Source organism: Citrobacter sp. Cpa228 (assembly GCF_030333085.1).
Classification (GTDB): domain Bacteria; phylum Pseudomonadota; class Gammaproteobacteria; order Enterobacterales; family Enterobacteriaceae; genus Citrobacter; species Citrobacter pasteurii.
Genome location: NZ_JAOWGQ010000044.1, coordinates 221,860 through 242,715, shown reverse-complemented (window position 1 = coordinate 242,715; position 20,856 = coordinate 221,860). Strand labels below are relative to the sequence as shown.

Annotated in this window: 18 protein-coding genes, 1 pseudogene and 1 other annotated feature; of the genes and pseudogenes, 9 read left to right on the top strand and 10 right to left on the bottom strand. The window is 54.1% G+C overall.

Annotation, left to right across the window (positions count from 1 at the left end; translation table 11 throughout):
* Positions 1-239 precede the first annotated feature (239 nt).
* The 3 genes from copA (at position 240) to ybaK (ending at position 4,316) form a co-directional block, all read left to right on the top strand.
* Positions 240-2,741 (top strand): copper-exporting P-type ATPase CopA, encoded by a 2,502-nt coding sequence (gene copA, locus OGX91_RS12385; RefSeq protein ID WP_286626409.1) that lies wholly within the window; start codon positions 240-242, stop codon positions 2,739-2,741.
* Positions 2,742-2,840: 99 nt separating this feature from the next.
* The gene (locus tag OGX91_RS12380; protein ID WP_005125211.1) at positions 2,841-3,635 is read left to right on the top strand and encodes a TraB/GumN family protein; all 795 of its coding nucleotides are present in this window, start codon (positions 2,841-2,843) and stop codon (positions 3,633-3,635) included.
* Positions 3,636-3,836: 201 nt separating this feature from the next.
* Positions 3,837-4,316 (top strand): Cys-tRNA(Pro)/Cys-tRNA(Cys) deacylase YbaK, encoded by a 480-nt coding sequence (gene ybaK / locus OGX91_RS12375; protein ID WP_003021794.1) that lies wholly within the window; start codon positions 3,837-3,839, stop codon positions 4,314-4,316.
* A 107-nt stretch (positions 4,317-4,423) separates the two neighbouring features.
* Here the strand turns inward: ybaK and ushA are convergent, their stop codons facing one another.
* Entirely contained in the window at positions 4,424-6,076 is a 1,653-nt protein-coding gene (gene ushA, locus OGX91_RS12370; RefSeq protein ID WP_005125209.1) for a bifunctional UDP-sugar hydrolase/5'-nucleotidase UshA, read from the bottom strand.
* Between the two features lie 173 nt (positions 6,077-6,249).
* On the opposite strand from ushA, the gene OGX91_RS12365 reads away from it, so the two are divergent.
* Entirely contained in the window at positions 6,250-7,470 is a 1,221-nt protein-coding gene (locus tag OGX91_RS12365) for an MFS transporter (protein ID WP_149691418.1), read from the top strand.
* A 225-nt stretch (positions 7,471-7,695) separates the two neighbouring features.
* Positions 7,696-9,375 (top strand): YbaL family putative K(+) efflux transporter, encoded by a 1,680-nt coding sequence (gene ybaL / locus OGX91_RS12360; protein ID WP_005125207.1) that lies wholly within the window; start codon positions 7,696-7,698, stop codon positions 9,373-9,375.
* 92 nt (positions 9,376-9,467) lie between these two features.
* Here the strand turns inward: ybaL and OGX91_RS12355 are convergent, their stop codons facing one another.
* Complete coding sequence (locus OGX91_RS12355; protein ID WP_286626403.1) at positions 9,468-10,772, bottom strand: inosine/guanosine kinase; 1,305 nt, start codon at positions 10,770-10,772, stop codon at positions 9,468-9,470.
* A 152-nt stretch (positions 10,773-10,924) separates the two neighbouring features.
* On the opposite strand from OGX91_RS12355, the gene aes reads away from it, so the two are divergent.
* Positions 10,925-11,884: an acetyl esterase gene (aes, locus tag OGX91_RS12350; protein ID WP_286626399.1), complete on the top strand. Its 960-nt coding sequence runs from the start codon at positions 10,925-10,927 to the stop codon at positions 11,882-11,884.
* Here aes and hemH read toward each other — a convergent pair.
* Positions 11,881-12,843 (bottom strand): ferrochelatase, encoded by a 963-nt coding sequence (hemH, locus tag OGX91_RS12345; protein WP_188231731.1) that lies wholly within the window; start codon positions 12,841-12,843, stop codon positions 11,881-11,883. The two genes, aes and hemH, sit on opposite strands and share 4 nt — an antisense overlap.
* A gap of 82 nt (positions 12,844-12,925) precedes the next feature.
* On the opposite strand from hemH, the pseudogene OGX91_RS24215 reads away from it, so the two are divergent.
* A pseudogene (locus OGX91_RS24215) lies at positions 12,926-13,027 on the top strand (hypothetical protein); the annotation flags it as partial.
* On the opposite strand, the gene adk reads toward OGX91_RS24215, so the two are convergent.
* The 7 genes from adk to OGX91_RS12310 all read right to left on the bottom strand — a co-directional run bounded on the left by adk (position 13,024) and on the right by OGX91_RS12310 (position 20,046).
* Positions 13,024-13,668: an adenylate kinase gene (adk, locus tag OGX91_RS12340; protein ID WP_003021773.1), complete on the bottom strand. Its 645-nt coding sequence runs from the start codon at positions 13,666-13,668 to the stop codon at positions 13,024-13,026. The pseudogene OGX91_RS24215 and the gene adk sit on opposite strands and share 4 nt — an antisense overlap.
* 232 nt (positions 13,669-13,900) lie before the next feature.
* Positions 13,901-15,775, bottom strand: coding sequence for a molecular chaperone HtpG (gene htpG, locus OGX91_RS12335; RefSeq protein WP_188231730.1), 1,875 nt, complete (start codon positions 15,773-15,775; stop codon positions 13,901-13,903).
* Between the two features lie 110 nt (positions 15,776-15,885).
* Positions 15,886-16,491 (bottom strand): recombination mediator RecR, encoded by a 606-nt coding sequence (gene recR / locus OGX91_RS12330; protein ID WP_003021767.1) that lies wholly within the window; start codon positions 16,489-16,491, stop codon positions 15,886-15,888.
* Positions 16,491-16,820 (bottom strand): YbaB/EbfC family nucleoid-associated protein, encoded by a 330-nt coding sequence (locus OGX91_RS12325; protein ID WP_003021764.1) that lies wholly within the window; start codon positions 16,818-16,820, stop codon positions 16,491-16,493. The genes recR and OGX91_RS12325 overlap by 1 nt, the downstream gene beginning before the upstream one ends.
* A 57-nt stretch (positions 16,821-16,877) precedes the next feature.
* On the bottom strand, positions 16,878-18,803 hold the full coding sequence (dnaX, locus tag OGX91_RS12320) for a DNA polymerase III subunit gamma/tau (RefSeq protein WP_155021589.1): 1,926 nt from the start codon (positions 18,801-18,803) through the stop codon (positions 16,878-16,880).
* Positions 17,481-17,545 (bottom strand) — a sequence feature (DnaX frameshifting element). (Overlaps the previous gene by 65 nt.)
* Positions 18,804-18,922: 119 nt before the next feature.
* Positions 18,923-19,474 carry an adenine phosphoribosyltransferase gene (gene apt / locus OGX91_RS12315; RefSeq protein WP_005125198.1) on the bottom strand — a complete coding sequence of 184 codons (552 nt, stop codon included), beginning with the start codon at positions 19,472-19,474 and terminating at the stop codon, positions 18,923-18,925.
* Between the two features lie 194 nt (positions 19,475-19,668).
* Positions 19,669-20,046, bottom strand: coding sequence for a DUF454 family protein (locus OGX91_RS12310; protein WP_003847534.1), 378 nt, complete (start codon positions 20,044-20,046; stop codon positions 19,669-19,671).
* Between the two features lie 69 nt (positions 20,047-20,115).
* On the opposite strand from OGX91_RS12310, the gene priC reads away from it, so the two are divergent.
* On the top strand, positions 20,116-20,643 hold the full coding sequence (gene priC / locus OGX91_RS12305; RefSeq protein WP_182290857.1) for a primosomal replication protein N'': 528 nt from the start codon (positions 20,116-20,118) through the stop codon (positions 20,641-20,643).
* 13 nt (positions 20,644-20,656) lie between these two features.
* A complete protein-coding gene (gene rsmS, locus OGX91_RS12300; protein ID WP_003021750.1) occupies positions 20,657-20,818 on the top strand; it encodes a pleiotropic regulatory protein RsmS in 162 nt (53 codons plus the stop codon).
* Positions 20,819-20,856 lie beyond the last annotated feature (38 nt).

Sequence of the window (20,856 nt, the reverse complement as noted above, 5' to 3'; positions counted from 1 at the left end):
AAACACTCATTTATAGTTCCTTTATCTAAAATGAGTCAACCGGTGAAATAAAAAAAAGCCTCGCAGATTTTGCGAGGCTTTGCCTTTGTTTTGTAGACACTTTTTTCGAAGTGTGGACGCTATGTGGACACTGATTTTAAAAATCCCTTTCAATCAGCAATTTAAACACTTGACCTTCCCCTTGCTGGAAGGTTTAACCTTTATCACAGTCAGTTAATCCTGCAATGAAGGAGTTGGTTATGTCTCAAACAATCGATCTAACCCTGGACGGTTTGTCCTGTGGTCACTGCGTAAAACGCGTTAAAGAAAGTCTCGAACAACGTCCGGATGTTGAGCAAGCGGATGTCACCGTGACAGAGGCGCATGTTACCGGGAGCGCCAGCGCAGAAGCGCTGATTGAAACCATCAAACAAGCCGGTTACGGGGCGGAGTTAAGCCACCCAAAGGCTAAACCGCTGACGGAGTCATCAATCCCGTCGGAAGCACTGGCAGCGGTCCCTTCCGAGCTTCCGGCAGCTACGGCTGATGATGACAGCCAACAGTTGCTGTTAAACGGCATGAGCTGCGCCAGTTGTGTGACCCGTGTACAAAATGCATTGCAAAGCGTACCGGGTGTCACGCAGGCACGGGTAAACCTGGCGGAGCGCACTGCGCTGGTAATGGGCAGTGCATCCGCTGCAGATTTAGTGCAGGCGGTGGAAAAAGCCGGCTACGGTGCGGAAGCGATCGAAGACGACGCTAAGCGTCGCGAACGCCAGCAGGAAACCGCCGTTGCGACCATGAAACGTTTTCGCTGGCAGGCGGCGGTTGCGCTGTTGCTGGGCGTACCGGTTATGGTGTGGGGCATGATTGGCGATAACATGATGGTGAGTGCCGACAACCGTAGCCTGTGGCTGGCAATTGGTCTGGCAACACTCGCCGTGATGGTCTTCGCAGGCGGTCACTTCTACCGCAGCGCGTGGAAAAGCCTGATGAACGGCACCGCAACCATGGATACACTGGTCGCGCTGGGCACGGGAGTGGCATGGCTCTATTCCATGAGCGTAAACCTCTGGCCGCAATGGTTCCCAATGGAAGCACGGCATCTCTATTATGAAGCCAGTGCCATGATTATCGGTCTGATTAACCTCGGACACATGCTGGAAGCGCGGGCTCGCCAGCGCTCGTCCAAAGCGCTGGAAAAACTGCTCGATCTGACGCCGCCGACCGCACGCGTCGTGACTGACGAAGGTGAAAAGAACGTACCGCTGGCAGACGTTCAGGCCGGAATGTTACTGCGCCTGACCACCGGCGACCGCGTTCCGGTAGATGGCGAAATCACCCAGGGCGAGGCCTGGCTGGATGAAGCAATGCTGACCGGTGAGCCTATCCCGCAGCAAAAAGGTGAAGGCGATAGCGTCCACGCCGGTACGGTCGTCCAGGATGGCAGCGTACTGTTTCGCGCCAGCGCTGTTGGCAGCCACACCACGCTGTCGCGCATTATTCGCATGGTGCGTCAGGCGCAAAGCAGTAAGCCCGAGATTGGCAAACTGGCCGACCGTATCTCCTCGGTGTTCGTTCCGGTGGTGGTGGTGATTGCGCTGGTGAGTGCAGCAATTTGGTACTTCTTTGGCCCGGCGCCACAAATTGTTTATACGCTGGTGATTGCCACCACCGTCCTGATTATTGCCTGTCCTTGTGCGCTGGGTCTGGCCACCCCCATGTCGATTATCTCCGGGGTTGGTCGTGCCGCTGAGTTTGGGGTACTGGTACGCGATGCCGATGCGCTGCAACGCGCCAGCACGCTCGATACTCTCGTCTTTGATAAGACCGGGACGCTGACTGAAGGCAAACCGCAGGTTGTCGCCATCAAAACGTTTGGCAATACCGACGAAGCGATGGCTGTTCGCCTGGCAGCCGCCCTTGAACAGGGTTCCAGCCATCCGCTGGCCCGGGCGATTCTGGACAAAGCGGGCGATGTTACGCTGCCGCAGGTCAACGGTTTCCGTACGCTGCGCGGGTTAGGCGTCAGCGGCGAGACCGAAGGTCATACGCTTCTGTTAGGCAACCAGGCGCTGCTCAATGAGCAGCAGGTCGACACCACAGAAATGGAGGCTGAAATCACCGCTCAGGCTTCCCAGGGCTCAACCCCGGTGCTGTTAGCCATTGACGGTAAAGCCGCGGCTCTGTTAGCGGTGCGTGATCCACTGCGCAGCGACAGCGTGGCAGCACTTCAGCGTCTGCACCGCGCCGGGTATCGTCTGGTGATGCTCACAGGCGACAACCCAACGACTGCCAATGCCATTGCCAAAGAAGCAGGTATTGATGAGGTGATAGCGGGCGTTCTGCCGGACGGTAAAGCGGAAGCGATTAAACGTCTGCAGAGCCAGGGACGTCAGGTCGCCATGGTCGGCGATGGGATCAACGATGCGCCTGCGCTGGCTCAGGCCGATGTGGGTATTGCCATGGGCGGCGGTAGCGATGTGGCGATTGAAACAGCCGCGATTACGCTGATGCGTCATAGCCTGATGGGCGTTGCCGATGCCCTGTCTATCTCGCGGGCAACGCTGCGCAATATGAAGCAGAACCTGCTCGGCGCGTTTATCTATAACAGTATCGGTATCCCCGTTGCCGCCGGGATCTTGTGGCCGTTCACCGGCACGCTGCTCAACCCGGTCGTTGCCGGAGCGGCGATGGCGCTCTCTTCTATTACCGTGGTGAGCAACGCCAACCGACTGCTGCGCTTCAAACCTAAAGAGTAACCCTTTGCCGGATGGCGCTGTCAACTGCGCTATCCGGCAATCACGCATTGCACCTTCCTGGACCACGCGCTAGCATGGAAGTCCACTTAGGGAGGTCGTATGGATTTGTTATACCGGGTAAAAGCATTATGGTCTGCACTGCGCGGCAACCATTATACCTGGCCGGCCATCGATATCTCTTTGCCTGGCAACCGCCATTTCCATCTGATTGGCAGTATTCATATGGGTAGCCGGGGTATGGCGCCTCTGCCTGCCAAATTACTCAAAAAGCTCAAGCATGCCGATGCGCTAATTGTCGAAGCCGATGTTTCCGGCGACGATGCTCCGTTTGCCAATCTTCCGGTTTTTGCCGCGCTGGAAGAACGCATCAGCGAAGAGCAGTTGCGCAATCTGCAAAAAGTTTCTGCCGATCTTGGTATTTCCCCTTCCCTGTTTTCGACTCAACCCCTGTGGCAAATAGCCATGATCTTACAAGCCACGCAGGCGCAACAGCTGGGATTACGGGCGGAATATGGCATTGACTACCAACTGCTCAAAGCGGCTAAACAGGCGCAAAAACCCATTATTGAACTGGAAGGCGCCTCCAGCCAAATCGACCTGTTATGCCAATTGCCTGATAACGGTTTGGCTTTGCTCGACGATACCCTGACGCACTGGCACACCAACGCCAGGCTGCTGCAACAAATGATGGGCTGGTGGCTTGAATCACCACCACAAAATGGCGCACTCACGTTACCCAACACATTCAGCCAGTCATTATATGACGTATTAATGCACCAGCGTAATGAGGCCTGGCGGGACAAACTCAAGGCAATGCCGGCAGGCCACTATGTGGTCGCAGTGGGCGCACTGCATCTGTATGGAGAGGGAAACTTACCGGAGATGATGCGATAAAAAAATGGCCAATATTTCTATTGGCCCGTCAAAGAGGAATTTCATCATTATTATTATGCCGACGCTTAAAGCATCGGTGTAGGTCGATTGTCGCTCAAAGTCATCATCCTGCCAATACTATTGCGCAAGATGGTACTATTTTTTCCACCGCCATCAGGCGTATGCTTATGACGTATTTTGTCTGGGCCAGGAAAAATTGCTATGACACCCGCCGTTAAACTACTCGAAAAAAACAAAATTTCTTTTCAGATCCACACCTACGATCACGATCCATCCGAGACCAACTTTGGCGACGAAGTGGTTCGTAAATTAGGGCTGAATGCGGATCAGGTCTACAAAACGCTGCTGGTTGCCGTGAATGGCGATATGAAACATCTGGCAGTCGCCGTCACACCGGTAGCCGGTCAACTGGATCTCAAAAAGGTCGCCAAAGCATTGGGCGCCAAAAAGGTCGATATGGCCGATCCCATGGTCGCGCAACGCACTACCGGCTATTTGGTAGGCGGTATCAGCCCACTTGGGCAGAAAAAACGTTTGCCAACGCTGATTGATGCCCCCGCCCAGACATTCGACACTATTTATGTTTCCGGCGGCAAACGCGGGCTGGATATTGAACTGGCGGCGAGCGATCTGGCGAAAATTCTGGATGCGAAATTCGCCGATATCGCCCGCCGGGATTAAGCGATTTTAAAATGATTGCCTGATGGCGCGCAGCTTTAAGGCCTACAAATCGCACTGACCTGTAGGCCGGATAAGGTGCCAGCACCGCCATCCGGCACTCCGCCCTGTTACTGCCAGCTCACCTCACCCTTAGGCTCATACGCACTGGCATCCAGCGGTGAGTTCTTCTGCACGTACTCCTTCAGCACTTCCGCATCGATAAACCCGGTATTCACATAGCCTGGTTTGTTATCAATACGCGGATAGCCATCACCGCCGGTGGCGTTGAAGCTCAGCGTTGCCATACGATAGGTTTTGGCTGGGTCAACAGGTTCGCCTTTGATTTTCAAATCGTTAAGCTTGCCGTCTTTCGCTACAAAGCTGACGTTGGCAAACTGCGGATAGGCCCCGGAGTCCGGCTTCATTTGCGCCACCGCGGTCAGATAGTCAATCACTTCTTTCCCGCTCATATCGGCATACACCACGATGTTGCCAAACGGTTGTACCTTCAGCACACTCTTGTAGGTGATATCACCGCCTTCAATGGAATCACGAATCCCCCCACCGCTCATCACGCCAAAATCAGCGCCAGTGCGTGCCATTTGCGCAGCGAGCAGCAAGTGCCCCATGTTAGTCTGCACGAAACGCACTTTGCTACGGTCGCCTTCGAGGCGCGCATTGACGCTGCCAATTTTGACATCCAACTGCGCTTTACCTTTATTCTGGAACGGCGTCAGCAGCGAAAGCATCTGCTGATTTTCAGCAATCTCCGGGGTGTAGAGTACGCGCTCACTTTTACCGTTATCCCAGGTCACTTTTTTCTTCAGGTTTACCGGAATGAGTTGATAGTTGACCATTTTCATTTCGCCATTGCGGAACTCAAAGTCCGCCCGGCCGACATATTTACCCCACTCATGCGCCTGCACAATCCAGATACCGTTTTGCTTATCCGGCGCACACGGTGTCCCCGGGACGTAATCCACCTGCTTTTTGTTTTCCGCAGCCATACACACCGGATCCTGTGAGTGACCACCCACAATCATTGCCAGCGAACCTGCTGGCAGGCTGCGCGCCATTTCCACATCGCCAGGGGCGTTCGAGCCGTGATTGCCATTGTCATAATGTCCCATATGGGTGGTGGCAATAATGATGTCAGGCTTTTCCCCCATATTCAGTTCCTGAATAACCAGTTTGGCTTCATCGGCAGGTTTACGGAATTCGATATCGGTAAAGAACTCGGGGTTGCCAATTTTCGCCGTATCGTCAGTGGTTAAACCGAGTACGGCAATTTTTAAATCCTGGCGCTTAAAGATGGCCCACGGCTTAAATAAACGCTCGCCGGTGCTTTTCTGATAAATATTGGCTGAGAGAAACGGAAATTTGGACCATTTTTCCTGCTGGCGCAATACGGTCAGCGGATTATCAAACTCGTGGTTACCGACCGCCATCGCGTCATAGCCAATCAGGTTCATGCCGCGAAAATCAGGTTCCGCATCCTGCAGATCGGACTCCGGTACGCCGGTATTAATGTCACCGCCGGAAAGCAGCAGTACGCTGCCTCCGTCCTCAGCCACCTCTTTACGAATACCGTCCACCAGCGTTTTTTGCGCCGCCAGCCCGTATTCCCCATATTCGCTACGCCAGAAGTGACCGTGATGATCGTTGGTATGCAGAATGGTGATTTTATAGGTTTTATCTTTTTCGTACGCCTGAGCAGGCTGACCTGCCAGCGCAAATGCGGCTAATAGCGCCAGCGCCACGCCCCGTTTTAAAAACTTCATATTTCTCTCCCTGAGCCAAAATCAACGACTGAAATTACAATGATATGAAATAATAGTCGAAAATGTTTTCAGAAATGAGACTTCCTTCAAACACCTTCCGCAGGTATGTTAGTCAGGTAATAATAACAAATTAGATTACCCTCATAATCGCAACCAAACAGAAGTGACTTTCTATGGCAATAAGTGAACCAACCCAGCCAGCGGCTGGCGCGTCAGCGTCGGTTGCTAAAGCACGCACCTCATTTGGCATTTTAGGGGCAATCAGCCTCTCCCATCTGCTAAACGATATGATCCAGTCGCTAATTCTCGCGATTTATCCGCTTTTGCAGTCAGAGTTCTCGCTGACGTTTATGCAGATAGGGATGATTACCCTGACCTTCCAGCTTGCTTCTTCGCTGCTGCAACCGGTCGTGGGTTACTGGACGGATAAATACCCGATGCCGTGGTCACTGCCCATTGGGATGTGCTTCACACTGAGCGGGCTTGTTTTGCTAGCCATGGCCGGCAGCTTCCATATGGTACTGCTCGCTGCGGCGCTGGTCGGTACTGGTTCATCGGTATTTCACCCGGAATCGTCCCGCGTGGCGCGTATGGCCTCCGGCGGTCGCCACGGCCTTGCCCAGTCGATTTTCCAGGTTGGCGGCAACTTCGGTAGCTCTCTGGGACCGTTGCTGGCGGCTGTCATCATCGCGCCATATGGTAAAGGTAATGTGGCCTGGTTTGTGCTGGCCGCGTTATTAGCGATTGTCGTCCTGGCGCAAATCAGCCGTTGGTATGCCGCGCAGCATCGGATGAGTAAAGGAAAGCCGAAGGTCGCCATCGTTAATCCGTTGCCACGTAATAAAGTGGTTCTGGCGGTAAGCATTCTGCTGGTGCTGATTTTCTCCAAATACTTCTATATGGCGAGCATTAGCAGCTATTACACCTTTTATCTGATGCAAAAATTCGGATTATCGGTACAAAATGCCCAGTTTCATCTGTTTGCCTTCCTGTTTGCCGTCGCAGCTGGAACGGTAATTGGTGGACCATTGGGTGATAAAATTGGTAGAAAATATGTTATTTGGGGCTCTATCCTCGGCGTAGCGCCATTTACCCTCGTTTTACCCTACGCAACGCTGGAATGGACCGGGATTTTAACCGTGATCATTGGTTTTATCCTCGCATCCGCGTTTTCTGCCATTCTGGTCTATGCACAGGAGCTGCTTCCTGGGCGTATCGGCATGGTTTCTGGGCTATTTTTCGGTTTTGCCTTCGGCATGGGTGGCTTGGGAGCCGCGGTGTTAGGGCTGATTGCCGACCATACCAGTATCGATTTGGTCTACAAAATATGTGCTTTCCTGCCACTTCTGGGGATACTGACCATATTCTTACCTGATAACCGACATAAAGCCTGATTTTCTGACGGCCAAAGGTAAACTTTGGTCGTCATCACTTACAGTGACCATCAGCGTTTGCCTCAAACATCCCCCCGTAGTTTTCCGATCCGTGCTTTTTTTCCTTTAAAATCCTATTTTCATCAAAATTCAATAATTATTCATAAACATAAACTTCAAAATTGTCATAAACTATTACTCGGAATTTGGGTTTTCAGGATCAACACAGCAACCAAAGGAGACGGAATGCATCACGCCACCCCGCTTATCACCACCATTGTCGGCGGCCTTGTGCTCGCTTTTATATTAGGCATGATTGCCAATAAACTACGTATTTCTCCTCTGGTGGGATATCTGTTAGCGGGCGTTCTGGCCGGTCCATTTACTCCTGGTTTTGTTGCTGATACCAAACTCGCACCTGAACTGGCTGAGCTTGGCGTGATCCTGTTAATGTTCGGCGTCGGGCTGCACTTTTCCCTGAAGGATTTGATGGCGGTAAAGGCTATCGCCATTCCCGGCGCGATTGCCCAGATAGCGGTAGCAACGCTGCTGGGCATGGCGCTTTCAGCGGTGATGGGCTGGTCGCTGATGGTCGGTATCGTCTTTGGGCTGTGTCTTTCAACCGCCAGTACCGTGGTACTGTTACGTGCGCTTGAAGAACGGCAGCTCATTGACAGTCAGCGCGGGCAAATTGCCATTGGCTGGCTGATTGTCGAAGACCTGATGATGGTGCTGACGCTGGTTCTCCTGCCTGCTGTCGCCGGAATGCTGGAAAAAGGAAACGTCGGCTTTACTTCGCTGGCCGTCGATATGGGCATTACCATCGGCAAGGTAGTGGCATTTATCGCCATTATGATGCTGGTGGGTCGTCGCCTGGTACCGTGGATTATGGCACGCAGCGCCGCTACCGGGTCACGCGAGCTGTTTACCCTGTCAGTTCTCGCCCTCGCCTTAGGTATCGCCTTTGGCGCAGTGGAACTGTTCGATGTCTCCTTTGCGCTGGGCGCATTCTTCGCCGGTATGGTGCTGAATGAATCAGAACTGAGTCACCGCGCGGCGCACGATACCCTACCGCTGCGCGATGCGTTCGCCGTACTGTTCTTCGTTTCCGTCGGGATGCTGTTCGATCCGTTAGTCCTGATCCAACAGCCGCTGGCAGTGCTGGGCACGCTGGCGATTATCATCTTTGGTAAATCCCTTGCCGCCTATTTCCTGGTGCGCCTGTTTGGCCACTCCCAACGCACAGCGCTCACCATTGCCACCAGCCTGGCGCAAATTGGTGAGTTTGCCTTTATCCTGGCGGGTCTGGGAATGGCGTTAAACCTGCTGCCACAGGCAGGACAGAATCTGGTGCTGGCGGGGGCTATCCTGTCCATTATGCTCAACCCGGTACTGTTTGCTGTATTAGAGAAATATCTCGCCAAAACCGAAACGCTGGAAGAGCAGACGCTGGAAGAGGCTATCGAAGAAGAGAAGCAGATCCCGGTTGATATTTGTAATCATGCACTGCTGGTCGGTTTTGGTCGTGTCGGCAGCCTGCTGGGTGAGAAACTGATGGCAGCAGGGATCCCGTTGGTGGTTATCGAAACCTCACGAACCCGGGTGGATGAACTGCGCGAGCGTGGGATCCGGGCGGTGCTGGGCAACGCCGCCAACGAGGAAATTATGAATCTGGCGCACCTGGATTGCGCACGCTGGCTGCTGCTGACCATTCCAAATGGTTACGAAGCAGGTGAGATTGTTGCTTCAGCTCGTGAGAAGTGCCCGTCGATTGAGATTATCGCCCGCGCGCATTATGACGATGAGGTGGAATACATTACCGAGCGTGGCGCCAATCAGGTGGTCATGGGGGAGCGTGAAATCGCCCGCACCATGCTGGAGATGATTGAAACGCCGCCTGCCGGTGAAGTTGCTACTGCCAGTTAATGTTACGTGCCGGATGGCGGCGTAAAACGCCTTATCCGGCCTACATATTGCTACGCGTAGGCCCGATAAGCGTAGCGCCATCGGGCAAGAACTCAGCGATCCCAGTACGACTCTTCGAGACTGTCTTCACGTTCCGGCAAACCGCGCGTCAGACGTGGGGAATGCTGGTTCAGCACCTGATAACTCACGCGGTTAGCATATTTACACACCTGCGCTAATGACGAATAGGTCAGCCAGGTGAACTTGTGCTTGCTGGAGTTAGGCACGTTGCTGCGGTGATAGCTGTTAGCGGTAATATCATGCAGCAATGCCGCCAGTGCGCCGTCGCCAGCACCGTTGGTATTCATGATCTTTTCTGGCCCGCCCATATACGGCGCGATGTGCGAATATACACGCAGCGGATGAGTACAGTCTTTATGACGCATGGCGCGGCTAAACTCGTACTGGTTGAATTCGGCAATCGCTCCAGGCAGCAGTGGATGCTGGGTTTTACGTTTGACTTCTTCTTCCGTAAAGCCCGCCATATACAGACCTGCCGGGCCCGCAGTGCATAGCACCAGATCCACCCAGTCCAGCGCCTTGTCAGACGCCAGCAGCGGATCGTTTTCACCGGTCAGCGCTTCAGCTTCTTCTTCGTTCATCGCCAGAATAGAGACATTCTCTTTCAGAAATTCCTGCCACCACTGTGGGTTATCCGCAATAACGAATTTAGTTCCCAGCGTCAGTACCACCGGCACATTGTGTTTTTTGGCATATTCAATCGCCTTCATGGTCGCTTCCGGCATCGGCTCGCCCGGCTCGCAGCGCACCAGATAGGACGTCAGCACCAGCGCGGATGCACCGGCAATGACCGATTCAGGGATGCTATCCGCCCGCAGTTTGTTCATATGTCCGGGGCTGATGGCGAAGGTACGCTCCCCGGATTCGCCAATCAGCGTAAAGCAGCGGCCAATCGGTCCATTAACGCCTTGCAGGTAGTTCAGATCGGTACGGCTGGAGGTATTGCATAAATAGCGGTACGCATAGCTGCCAATCTCGATATTGCTGCACATCACGCCCAGCAGCACCGAGCGATCATCCGCCAGCACGGAGTAGTTGTGCATCGTGTTACCGATAGTACCGCCCGCAAACTGATGGGTGATCAAATTTTCGCGCACCAGCTCCTGGTAGAGCGCGTCAGCGACATCATCGGCAATCACCAGAGAGTGCCCGGCACTTAATCCATAACGTTTTACAAAGTCATCATCCACTTTGGCTTCAATATCCACCAGCGTCTGGTCGATGCCCACCACCCAGGCCGCGCTGGTTTCATTTTCTGGCTGAATTTGTTGCAGCAACGGATCGCGCGCGCTGACGGGAAAATAGTGTTTGGATTTACGTTTACCGGGAAATTTCATGGTCGATTATATGGGTGGTTAACTGAGCGATGCATGGTAGCACATTACCTGATATGCATGCGATGCGGCGCTGAGTTTCAATATCGGACGGTGAGATCGCAGTTTATCCGCGATTAATTTCTACAATAACTCACCTTCACAAGGAGCGTTTTATGAAGCCGGAAAACAAAATCCTCGTACTCGACAAAATTTCGGATGAAATGAAAAGCGTGGTGAATTTTCATCGCGACGATTTGCCGCCGTGGCCCGCTGCCGATGACTTCGTGGCCCAGCGCCAACACTACATTCATGAGCGGCGACTGTGGAATGCCGATGCCCCGCAGATGCCTACCCGCGACTGCGTGATCTCTACCGCGTGCGGCCCCGTTGCCACACGCATCTACGCTCCGCAGCGCCAAAGCCAGGCGACGCTGTATTACCTGCACGGCGGCGGTTTTATTCTCGGTAATCTTGATACCCACGACCGTATTATGCGTTTACTGGCGCACTACACCCAGTGTACGGTGATCGGCATCGACTATTCACTGGCGCCAGAAGCCCGCTACCCACAAGCTATCGAAGAGATCGTCGCCGTTTGCCAGTACTATCATCAACATGCTGACGACTATTCCCTCAATATCAATACGATTGGTTTTGCGGGCGATTCCGCCGGCGCGATGCTGGCGCTAGCCAGCACTCTGTGGCTGCGAGACAACAACATTGCCTGCGGCAAGGTGGCTGGCGTGCTGTTGTGGTATGGGCTTTACGGGCTGCAGGATTCACTGAGCCGACGGCTGATGGGCGGCGCGTGGGATGGTTTAACCCGCGAGGACTTGCAGATGTACGAAAACGCGTACCTACGTAGCGCTGACGATCGCGAGTCACCGTACTATTGCCTGTTTAACAACGATCTGACGCGCGACGTACCGCCGTGTTTTATCGCCGGTGCGGAGTTCGATCCGCTGATTGACGATAGCCGCTTATTATTCCAGACGTTACAGGCACATCAGCAGCCCTGCCAGTACAAAATGTATCCCGGCACGCTGCACGCCTTCCTGCACTATTCGCGGATGATGAAAACCGCCGACGATGCCCTGCAGGATGGCGCGCGTTTCTTTAAGCAACAGCTTTAGCGGTAGGCTTCGGTCAGTTTAACCATCATTTCGATATGTTCCGGTGCGGCATTCAACGCCGGAATATATTCATATTGCTTACCGCCAGCCTCAAGAAAAATCTCCCGGTTCTGCACCGCTATCTCTTCCAGCGTTTCGAGACAATCAGCTGCGAAGCCCGGACACATAACCTGGATATGTCGGGTCCCTTTCTCCGCCAGCATTTTTAACGTTTCGTCGGTATACGGCGTCAGCCAGGGTTCGCGGCCAAAGCGAGACTGGAAGGTCATCATGACTTTTTCCGGCGGCAGACCCAGCGCTGAAACCAACTCACGCGTCGTATCGCGACAGCGCTGCGGGTAGTCATCGCCTTCATCGGCGTAGCGCTGCGGAATGCCGTGATAGGAGAGCAGCAGTAAATCAGGTTCGCCATGTTGAGCAAATGAATCCCTGGCACTCCTGGCCAGCGCATCAATGTAGCTGCTGTCATCGGCGTAATCACGAATAAATGAGACGCCAGGAATACCGCGTTTACGCGCTAAGATGCGCGCCAGCTCGTCCCAGACTGCCGCCACTGTCGAACAGGAATATTGCGGGTACAGCGGTAACACCACCATGTGTTCCACTCCGCTTGCCAACAGTTCATCGACCGCGCTTTCGAGCGATGGCGAACCGTAGCTCATCCCCAGCGCGACAGGGGTATCAGGCAGACGTTGTGCCAGCGCCTGCTGTTGCGCCTTGCTGTAGACCATCAGCGGGGAACCGTCTTCCATCCAGATTGACTGGTACAACTTTGCCACACGCGGCGCTCGCAGCGGCAAAATCACACCACGCAGCAACGGCCACCACAGTGCAGGGGACGTATCGACTACGCGTTGATCGCTTAAAAACTGGCGCAGGTAGCGCTTAACGGCTTCGGGGGTTGGGGCATCGGGAGTGCCGAGGTTTGCCAGCAGGATACCGGTTTTCGTCTGACGCATTACCGCCTCTTATCGATTCAAATTGTTGATAATTGTAGCGGAAAAGCGGTAAAGAAGAACTAATTGCTGTGAGAGGTAAGACGAGAATTTGCCTGATGGCGCTGCACTTATCAGGCCTACAAAAAATCGTAGGCCGGATAAGGTGTATACACCGCCATCCGGCATTAACCGCGTTAAAAATTAACCGAGGATTTTTTCCAGCGCTGCGCGAACGTCAGCCACGGCCTGAGTGCCGTCAACTTTCGCGTATTTAGTGTTACCCGCCTGCGCTTCTTTAGAGTAGTAGCCGATCAGCGGCGCGGTCATCTGATGGTATTCCACCAGGCGCTTGCGTACGGTCTCTTCCTGATCGTCTTTACGGGTGGTCAGCTCTTCGCCGGTCACGTCGTCTTTACCTTCAACCTTAGGCGGGTTGAATTTGATGTGGTAAACGCGGCCAGAAGCTGCGTGTACGCGGCGACCTACAATACGGTCAACGATCAGCTCGTCAGGTACGTCGAATTCCAGAACGTAGTCCACGTTGATACCCGCTTCTTTCATGGCATCTGCCTGCGGAATAGTACGCGGGAAGCCATCGAGCAGGAAACCATTACGGCAGTCTTCCTGAGCAATACGCTCTTTTACCAGCGCGATCACCAGCTCATCAGTCACCAGCTTACCGGCGTCCATGATGTCTTTCGCTTGTTTGCCCAGCTCGGAGCCAGATTTCACGGCGGCACGCAGCATATCACCGGTGGAGATTTGCGGAATACCATACTTCTCCATGATGAACTGAGCCTGAGTTCCTTTACCCGCGCCCGGAGCGCCAAGCAGAATGATACGCATTACGAAAATCCCCTTAAAGGTTGTCGATATTTTTTAAAAAGCGCTAAACGATACCACCATCACGCAATTGGCTCAAGGAAGGTAGTCTGCGCTGAAACGGTTAATGGCGGGAAAATTGAAAATAAGGAAAGAAATTGCCGGATAGCGGTGTAAACACCTTATCCGGCCTACGATCAAAAAGATGTTGTAGGCCGGATAAGCGTTAGCGCCATCCGGCATTAGATGATGGTTATCAGGACACCAGCAACTGGTTCATACGACGGATGAACTGGTTCGGATCTTCCAGCGTGCCGCGCTCGGCGAACAGCGCCTGATCCAGCAGCAGTTCAACCCACTCTTTGAACTGCGCTTCGTCCTGGGTATCCGCCGTGCGTTTTACCAGCACGTGGTCAGGGTTCAGTTCAAAGATATATTTCACTTCCGGCACAGCCTGGCCCGCAGCGGCGAACAGTTTCGCCATCTGGGTACTCATTTCGTCCGCATCGGTGGTGACGATAGCCGGGGTGTCGGTCAGACGGTGAGTCAGACGCACTTCTTTTACGCGATCGCCCAGCAGGGTTTTCACGCGCTCAACAAACGGCGTCAGCGCTTTTTCCGCTTCTTTTGCCGACTCGTCAACTTCATCCGCCAGTTTGTCGATAGACTCGTCGGCTTTCGCCACGGACTGGAACGGTTTGCCATCGAACTCGGTCAGGTAGTTCATCATCCACTCATCGATGCGGTCAGAAAGCAGCAGGACTTCGATGCCTTTCTTACGCAGCAGTTCCAGATGCGGGCTGCTCTTCGCCGCCGCGTAGCTGTCTGCGGTGATGTAGTAGATCTTCTCCTGCCCTTCTTTCATACGGGAGATATAGTCTTCCAGCGACACGGTTTGCGCGGAGGAGTCGGTATGCGTAGACGCGAAGCGCATCAGCTTAGCAATAGTTTCCTGGTTACCATGATCTTCCGCCGGGCCTTCTTTCAGCACCAGACCGAACTGTTTCCAGAAGGTCTGGTATTTTTCCGCGTCGTCTTTCGCCAGTTTTTCCAGCATCTGCAGTACGCGTTTGGTCAGCGCGCTGCGCAGGTTACGGGTGACGGTGCTGTCCTGCAGGATCTCGCGAGAAACGTTCAGCGGCAGATCGTTGGAATCTATCAGACCACGGACAAAGCGCAGGTAGTTCGGCATGAACTGCTCGGCATCGTCCATGATGAATACACGCTGGACGTACAGTTTCAGACCATGCTTGTGATCGCGATTCCACATATCCCACGGCGCCTGCGACGGGATATACAGCAGGCTGGTGTATTCCTGCTTACCTTCCACACGGTTGTGGCTCCAGGTCAGCGGATCGGTGAAATCGTGGGCGATATGCTTATAGAATTCGTTGTACTCGTCGTCTTTGATTTCCGACTTGTTACGCGTCCACAGCGCCTGCGCCTTGTTGATCTTTTCCCAGGAAACCACGGTCTCGCCGTCTTTCTCTTCGGATTTTTCGATCTCTACCGGCAGCGCGATATGGTCGGAATATTTGCTGATGATGGAACGTACGCGCCAGTCATCGAGGAACTCGTCTTCGCCTTCGCGCAGATGCAGAGTAATTTCGGTACCGCGGTCTTCTTTGGTAATATCAGCAACGGTGTACTCACCCTCGCCCGCAGACTCCCAGAACACGCCGTTTTCCGGTTTATCACCCGCAGCACGGGTACGCACGGTGACTTTGTCCGCCACGATGAAGGCAGAGTAGAAACCAACCCCGAACTGACCAATCAACTGGCTGTCTTTCGCCTGATCGGAGCCCATGGATTCGAGGAAAGATTTGGTGCCGGATTTCGCAATGGTCCCCAAATGATCGATAACGTCATCACGGTTCATCCCCACGCCATTATCGGCAATGGTCAACGTACGCTTATCTTTATCGAAGGAAACACGCACACGCAGCTCACCGTCACCTTCATACAGGTCCGGGTTAGACAGTGCGCGGAAACGCAGCTTGTCTGCCGCATCCGAGGCGTTAGAGATAAGCTCACGCAGGAAGATTTCTTTATTGGAATACAGAGAATGGATCATCAGGTGCAGAAGCTGTTTTACTTCTGACTGAAAACCACGAGTTTCTTGTCCTTTCATGTAGATCTACCTCAACAATGCCATATTCAATGGTAAAAACACGTTGAGGGTGAAATGGGGACAGGCGGGAAGGATTTCAAGCGGAAGCCGCCGTCGCGGCCTCCGTTTGTTCAGAATTTAATCTTGTGTCGTCCTGCCAGAGAGTGCGACAGCGTGGTGCCATCGACCATTTCCAGCTCGCCGCCGACCGGAACGCCATGGGCGATACGGCTGGCTTCAACACCATACTGCATGCAAAGCTCAGCAATATAGTTGGCGGTCGCCTCTCCTTCGACCGTAGGATTGGTCGCGAGGATCAGTTCGTTAATTTGCTCAGACGCCAGTCGCTGTTCAAGACGATCCAGCCCGATGTCATCTGGCCCGATACCGTCCAGCGGCGACAGGTGTCCCATCAGCACGAAGTAACGTCCGGAAAATTGCCCGGTTTGCTCAATGGCGTAGATGTCCGCCGGACTCTCCACCACGCAAATCTGACCGTTTTCCTGGCGACGCGGGTTCGAGCAGATGTTGCAGACGTCCTGCTCGGTGAAAGTGCGGCAATCGGCACAGTGGCCGATTTCCGACATCGCCTTCGTTAACGCCTGCGCCAGACGCATCCCGCCGCTGCGATCGCGCTGAAGCAGCGTGAACGCCATGCGCTGCGCCGACTTCGGGCCAACGCCCGGCAGACAGCGCAGTGCTTCCATAAGCTGAGTTAACAGCGGGCTGGTTTGCATCAGAACGGCATCTTAAAGCCAGGCGGCAGCTGCATTCCGGAAGAAACAGAGGCCATCTTCTCTTTCTGCGTCTCTTCAATGCGACGCGCCGCGTCGTTGAATGCCGCAGCAACCAGGTCTTCCAGCATCTCTTTGTCGTCTTCCAGCAGGCTTGGATCGATCTCCACGCGACGGCAGTTATGCGCGCCGTTGATGGTCACTTTTACCAGACCCGCGCCAGATTCGCCGGTCACTTCCAGCTTGGCGACTTCTTCCTGCATCTGCTGCATTTTTTCTTGCATCTGCTGGGCCTGTTTCATCAGGTTACCCAGACCGCCTTTACCAAACATAGGCTTCTCTCTCAATCACGTTAAGGGATGACGACCATCAAACCATTAGGCTGACGATCAAATGGGGCGAATACTTTCTTCGTCCAGGTCCGCATCGAAAAAACGACGCAGCGTCTGGATGTTATTATCCGCAATAATCGACTCACGCGCCTGCGCGAGCTTCTCTTCATAAATGGCCTGACGCCACTCCAGCGGCGTGCGCACCGCAGGATTATCATCTTCAACGATGGTCAATTCAACCGTTGACCCCGTTAAGGCACTCAATGCTTCGGCCAGTTTTTGCTGCGCGCCGCTGGAATTAAGGTGCCGCTGCGAGGAACGCAGGTGCAGGCACACCACGTTGCCATTCTCTTCTTTCCAGGCATTTAGCGCCACCTGCTCCACCAGTTTAGGTAACGAGAGCTGGCTCACCTGGGCGGCCCACGGGTCGCGTTCAATCGCTTCAGCCGCAAGCTTTGCCGCCAGTTCCGGCGTTTTTTCATGCTCAAGCGCTTTTTTCAGCGCTTTCGGCGTGGCAACGACTTCTTTGACTTCTGCAACAGGATTGGTCGCTTTCCAGCGATACGCTTCTTTCTTCGTCGGCGCCTTTTCCAACGCAGAGACCGCCGGACGCGCCTGAACACGTTCCGACACCGAAGCCAGTCTTTCCAGCGCAGCATTATTCACCGGCCGCGCGCGGGAAGCGGCTGCCGGTTCACTCTTTTTTGGTTTGGTTGCTCCCTGAGCGCGTTGCAGCTGGCTGCGTGCCGCCAGCACCTGGCTGGTGGCATCGGAGAGCGGCACATTCTGTTGCGCTGGCGCAGGTGGCTGCTGCGGCACCTGCGTCGGGGTCATCACCGCTGTGGGTGCGACCGGGGCAAACGACTGGCGCGGGACTTCAGGTTCCGGGAGCGGCATGCGCGGATGAAAAGCCAGCGCACGCAGCAGCGTCATTTCGACGCCCATTCGCCTGTCCGGTGCATACGGCAGTTCTTTGCGCCCAATTAACAGGGTCTGATAATAAAGCTGCACATCGGTTGGCGGGACGATTCGCGCCAGTTCACGCATACGCTGTTCAATGGCGGCCATATCGCTGCCGAGCGCGGCAGGTGAAAGCTGAACCATGGCGATACGATGCAGCAAAGCCGACATCTCAACCAGCAGCGCTTCCCATTCAATACCGCGCGCGGCGGCGTCGTTCACCAACGTCATCACGCGTTCGCCGTCGGCGGCCACAACCGCTTCAACAAGTGAGAGCGCCTGGTCGTCGTCCAGCGTGCCGAGCATGGTGCTGACCGCGTCGGTCGAGACCTGGCCATCACCGCTGGCGATCGCCTGATCGGTCAAACTCAGCGCATCGCGCAGGCTGCCGTCCGCGGCGCGAGCCAGCAGTTGCAGCGCACGCGGTTCATGGGCGATATGCTCTTCTTTGAGAATATGCTCAAGCTGATGGCGAATCTGTTCGACATCCAGCGCTTTAAGATGGAATTGCAGACAGCGCGACAGGATGGTCACCGGCAGCTTCTGCGGATCGGTGGTCGCCAGCAGGAATTTGACGTGCGCGGGCGGCTCTTCGAGCGTTTTCAGCAAGGCGTTAAAACTGTGGCGCGACAGCATGTGCACTTCGTCGATCAAATAGACCTTAAAGCGACCGCGCGCAGGCGCATACTGAACGTTATCCAGCAGATCGCGAGTGTCTTCGACTTTGGTGCGTGAGGCGGCATCGATTTCAATCAAATCGACAAAACGCCCCTGCTCAATTTCCCGGCAGTTATCGCATACGCCGCACGGCGTAGCGGTGATGCCGGTTTCACAGTTTAATCCCTTCGCCAGTAAGCGGGCGATAGAGGTTTTTCCGACGCCACGGGTGCCGGAAAACAAATAAGCATGATGAATACGCCCTAACGACAAGCCGTTCGCCAGTGCCGTCAGCACATGTTCCTGGCCGACGACGTCAGCAAAGGTTTGTGGGCGCCATTTTCGGGCTAAGACCTGATAACTCATTGGCAGGCTCTGAAAGGCTGGAGGGTGGATTCACAGGAGGGTAATGCTAACACAACCTCGCAGCAACGGCGAGGTTGTGTGTCTCGGTATTACTTCAGCCGGGATAAGATAGCCCGAAATTAGTGGCCCGGGAATGGAACCAGGCTGTAACAAGTCAGCCCCTGCTTTTCCAGACGCTGTTCGCCGCCCAGATCAAACAGGTTAATAATAAAGGCAGCATCGGTCACTTCGCCACCCAGACGGCGGATCAACTTCACGGTCGCTTCAATCGTGCCGCCAGTTGCCAGCAGGTCGTCTACAACCAGGACTTTATCGCCCGGTTTGATGGCATCAACGTGAATTTCCAGCTGATCGGTGCCGTATTCCAGCTCATAGCTCTCAGCAATCACTTCACGCGGAAGCTTACGGGGTTTACGTACCGGAACAAAGCCGACGCCCAGACCCAACGCTACCGGCGCGCCAAACAGGAAGCCACGCGCTTCGGTGCCAACCACTTTAGTGATACCCGCATCTTTATAGCGTTCAACCAGCAATTCAATGCTGAGGGCGTAGGCTTTCGGATCTTCCAGTAAACTGGTGACATCACGGAAAAGAATGCCCGGTTTTGGGTAATCGTGGATGCTTTTGATGCTATTTTTGAGAAACTCAAGCTGCTGTGCAGTCGCGGTCATAAGTTTGTGCCTGATTGATACAGTATTACTTCACGGCGCACTATACACTTCATCCTCGACGTATCTTGAATGATTTTGTGTCTATATTAAGGGTCAGGGTTACACTTGCTTAACCTTTGACCATCTGCGCCTGTGCTCGAAAACGGTCGAATTTACTGGCTGCGAGAGACAATTGCAACAGCGATTATTGCGCTTTACTGCTTTTGTTGTTTTTCATCAATCACCGGGATCCGCCACATAAAAATCAGTAAACAGGCGAGAATAACCAGCAGCAGACCGCGCACCCACATCATATTGACCAGCCAGAGTGAAATAGCAAATGTCACCAGGATCAACAAAATCGCGCGCGGCTTCGCTCCAGGCGGCATCGCGCGGTGTTTTTGCCAGTGACGCAGATACCCGCCGAACCACGAACGGTACAGCAGCCAGTCGTGAAAGCGCGGCGATGAGCGGGCAAAGCACCAGGCGGCCAGCAGGATAAATGGCGTCGTGGGCAGCAACGGCAATACAACGCCCAGCGTGCCTAACACTACCGCTATCCAGCCAATGATGATTAGAATAATGCGTTGCATAATATCAGTACTTAACACAGAGAATCGCTACTTTAGCATAACAGTTCTCATTTTCATCGGAGTGTTGTCGTGAAAACCGTCATGCTGCTACAGACGCTTGAAAACCAGCTTAACCGCCTGCGGCAGCGTTGTGCCCCGTTGGCACATCACGCCACGCTGAGCGCCCGCTTTGACAGGCATCTGTTTCACACTCGCAGCACGTTGCTGCAGGCCTGTCTGGATGAAGCTGAAGATAATCTCGTCGCCTTGCGCCGTGCAGTCGAACAGCAACAACTGCCACAAATTAGCTGGCTGGCGGAACACCTTGCCTCACAGTTAGAGGCGATTTCGCGTGAAACTGCCAGCTGGTCGCTCCGTGAGTGGGACAACGCATCTCCAGGCCTGGCGCGCTGGCAGCGCAAGCGGGTTCAACACCAGGAGTTTGAACGCCGACTGGTGGAAATGACGCGTGAACGCAAAGAGCGTCTGGCTCAGTCAACGGGTTTTGAAGAACAGCAAAAACTGCATCGTGAAGTAGAAGCATTCGAGGCGCGACTGGCGCGCTGTCGCCATGCACTGGCGAGAATAGAAAACGTGCTGGCGCGTTTAACCCGTTAATCCCGGAGAATTTATGTCATTAGAGAACGCCCCGGACGAGGTCAAACTGGCCGTCGATTTGATTGTTTTGCTTGAAGAGAATCAGGTTGCGCCTGAGACTGTGCTGAAGGCGCTGGAGATTGTTAAACGGGATTACGAAAAGAAACAGCTCTCATCTTCAAAAAACGCGCTATAGCTGAAATGCCTGATAGCGTTGCACTTATCAGGCCTACG

Bases quoted from the DNA above. Each gene is read 5' to 3' on its own strand.
- copA (WP_286626409.1), top strand. From the start codon at position 240: ATGTCTCAAACAATCGATCTAACCCTGGACGGTTTGTCCTGTGGTCAC.
- OGX91_RS12380 (WP_005125211.1), top strand. From the start codon at position 2,841: ATGGATTTGTTATACCGGGTAAAAGCATTATGGTCTGCACTGCGCGGC.
- ybaK (WP_003021794.1), top strand. From the start codon at position 3,837: ATGACACCCGCCGTTAAACTACTCGAAAAAAACAAAATTTCTTTTCAG.
- ushA (WP_005125209.1), bottom strand. From the start codon at position 6,076: ATGAAGTTTTTAAAACGGGGCGTGGCGCTGGCGCTATTAGCCGCATTT.
- OGX91_RS12365 (WP_149691418.1), top strand. From the start codon at position 6,250: ATGGCAATAAGTGAACCAACCCAGCCAGCGGCTGGCGCGTCAGCGTCG.
- ybaL (WP_005125207.1), top strand. From the start codon at position 7,696: ATGCATCACGCCACCCCGCTTATCACCACCATTGTCGGCGGCCTTGTG.
- OGX91_RS12355 (WP_286626403.1), bottom strand. From the start codon at position 10,772: ATGAAATTTCCCGGTAAACGTAAATCCAAACACTATTTTCCCGTCAGC.
- aes (WP_286626399.1), top strand. From the start codon at position 10,925: ATGAAGCCGGAAAACAAAATCCTCGTACTCGACAAAATTTCGGATGAA.
- hemH (WP_188231731.1), bottom strand. From the start codon at position 12,843: ATGCGTCAGACGAAAACCGGTATCCTGCTGGCAAACCTCGGCACTCCC.
- adk (WP_003021773.1), bottom strand. From the start codon at position 13,668: ATGCGTATCATTCTGCTTGGCGCTCCGGGCGCGGGTAAAGGAACTCAG.
- htpG (WP_188231730.1), bottom strand. From the start codon at position 15,775: ATGAAAGGACAAGAAACTCGTGGTTTTCAGTCAGAAGTAAAACAGCTT.
- recR (WP_003021767.1), bottom strand. From the start codon at position 16,491: ATGCAAACCAGCCCGCTGTTAACTCAGCTTATGGAAGCACTGCGCTGT.
- OGX91_RS12325 (WP_003021764.1), bottom strand. From the start codon at position 16,820: ATGTTTGGTAAAGGCGGTCTGGGTAACCTGATGAAACAGGCCCAGCAG.
- dnaX (WP_155021589.1), bottom strand. From the start codon at position 18,803: ATGAGTTATCAGGTCTTAGCCCGAAAATGGCGCCCACAAACCTTTGCT.
- apt (WP_005125198.1), bottom strand. From the start codon at position 19,474: ATGACCGCGACTGCACAGCAGCTTGAGTTTCTCAAAAATAGCATCAAA.
- OGX91_RS12310 (WP_003847534.1), bottom strand. From the start codon at position 20,046: ATGCAACGCATTATTCTAATCATCATTGGCTGGATAGCGGTAGTGTTA.
- rsmS (WP_003021750.1), top strand. From the start codon at position 20,657: ATGTCATTAGAGAACGCCCCGGACGAGGTCAAACTGGCCGTCGATTTG.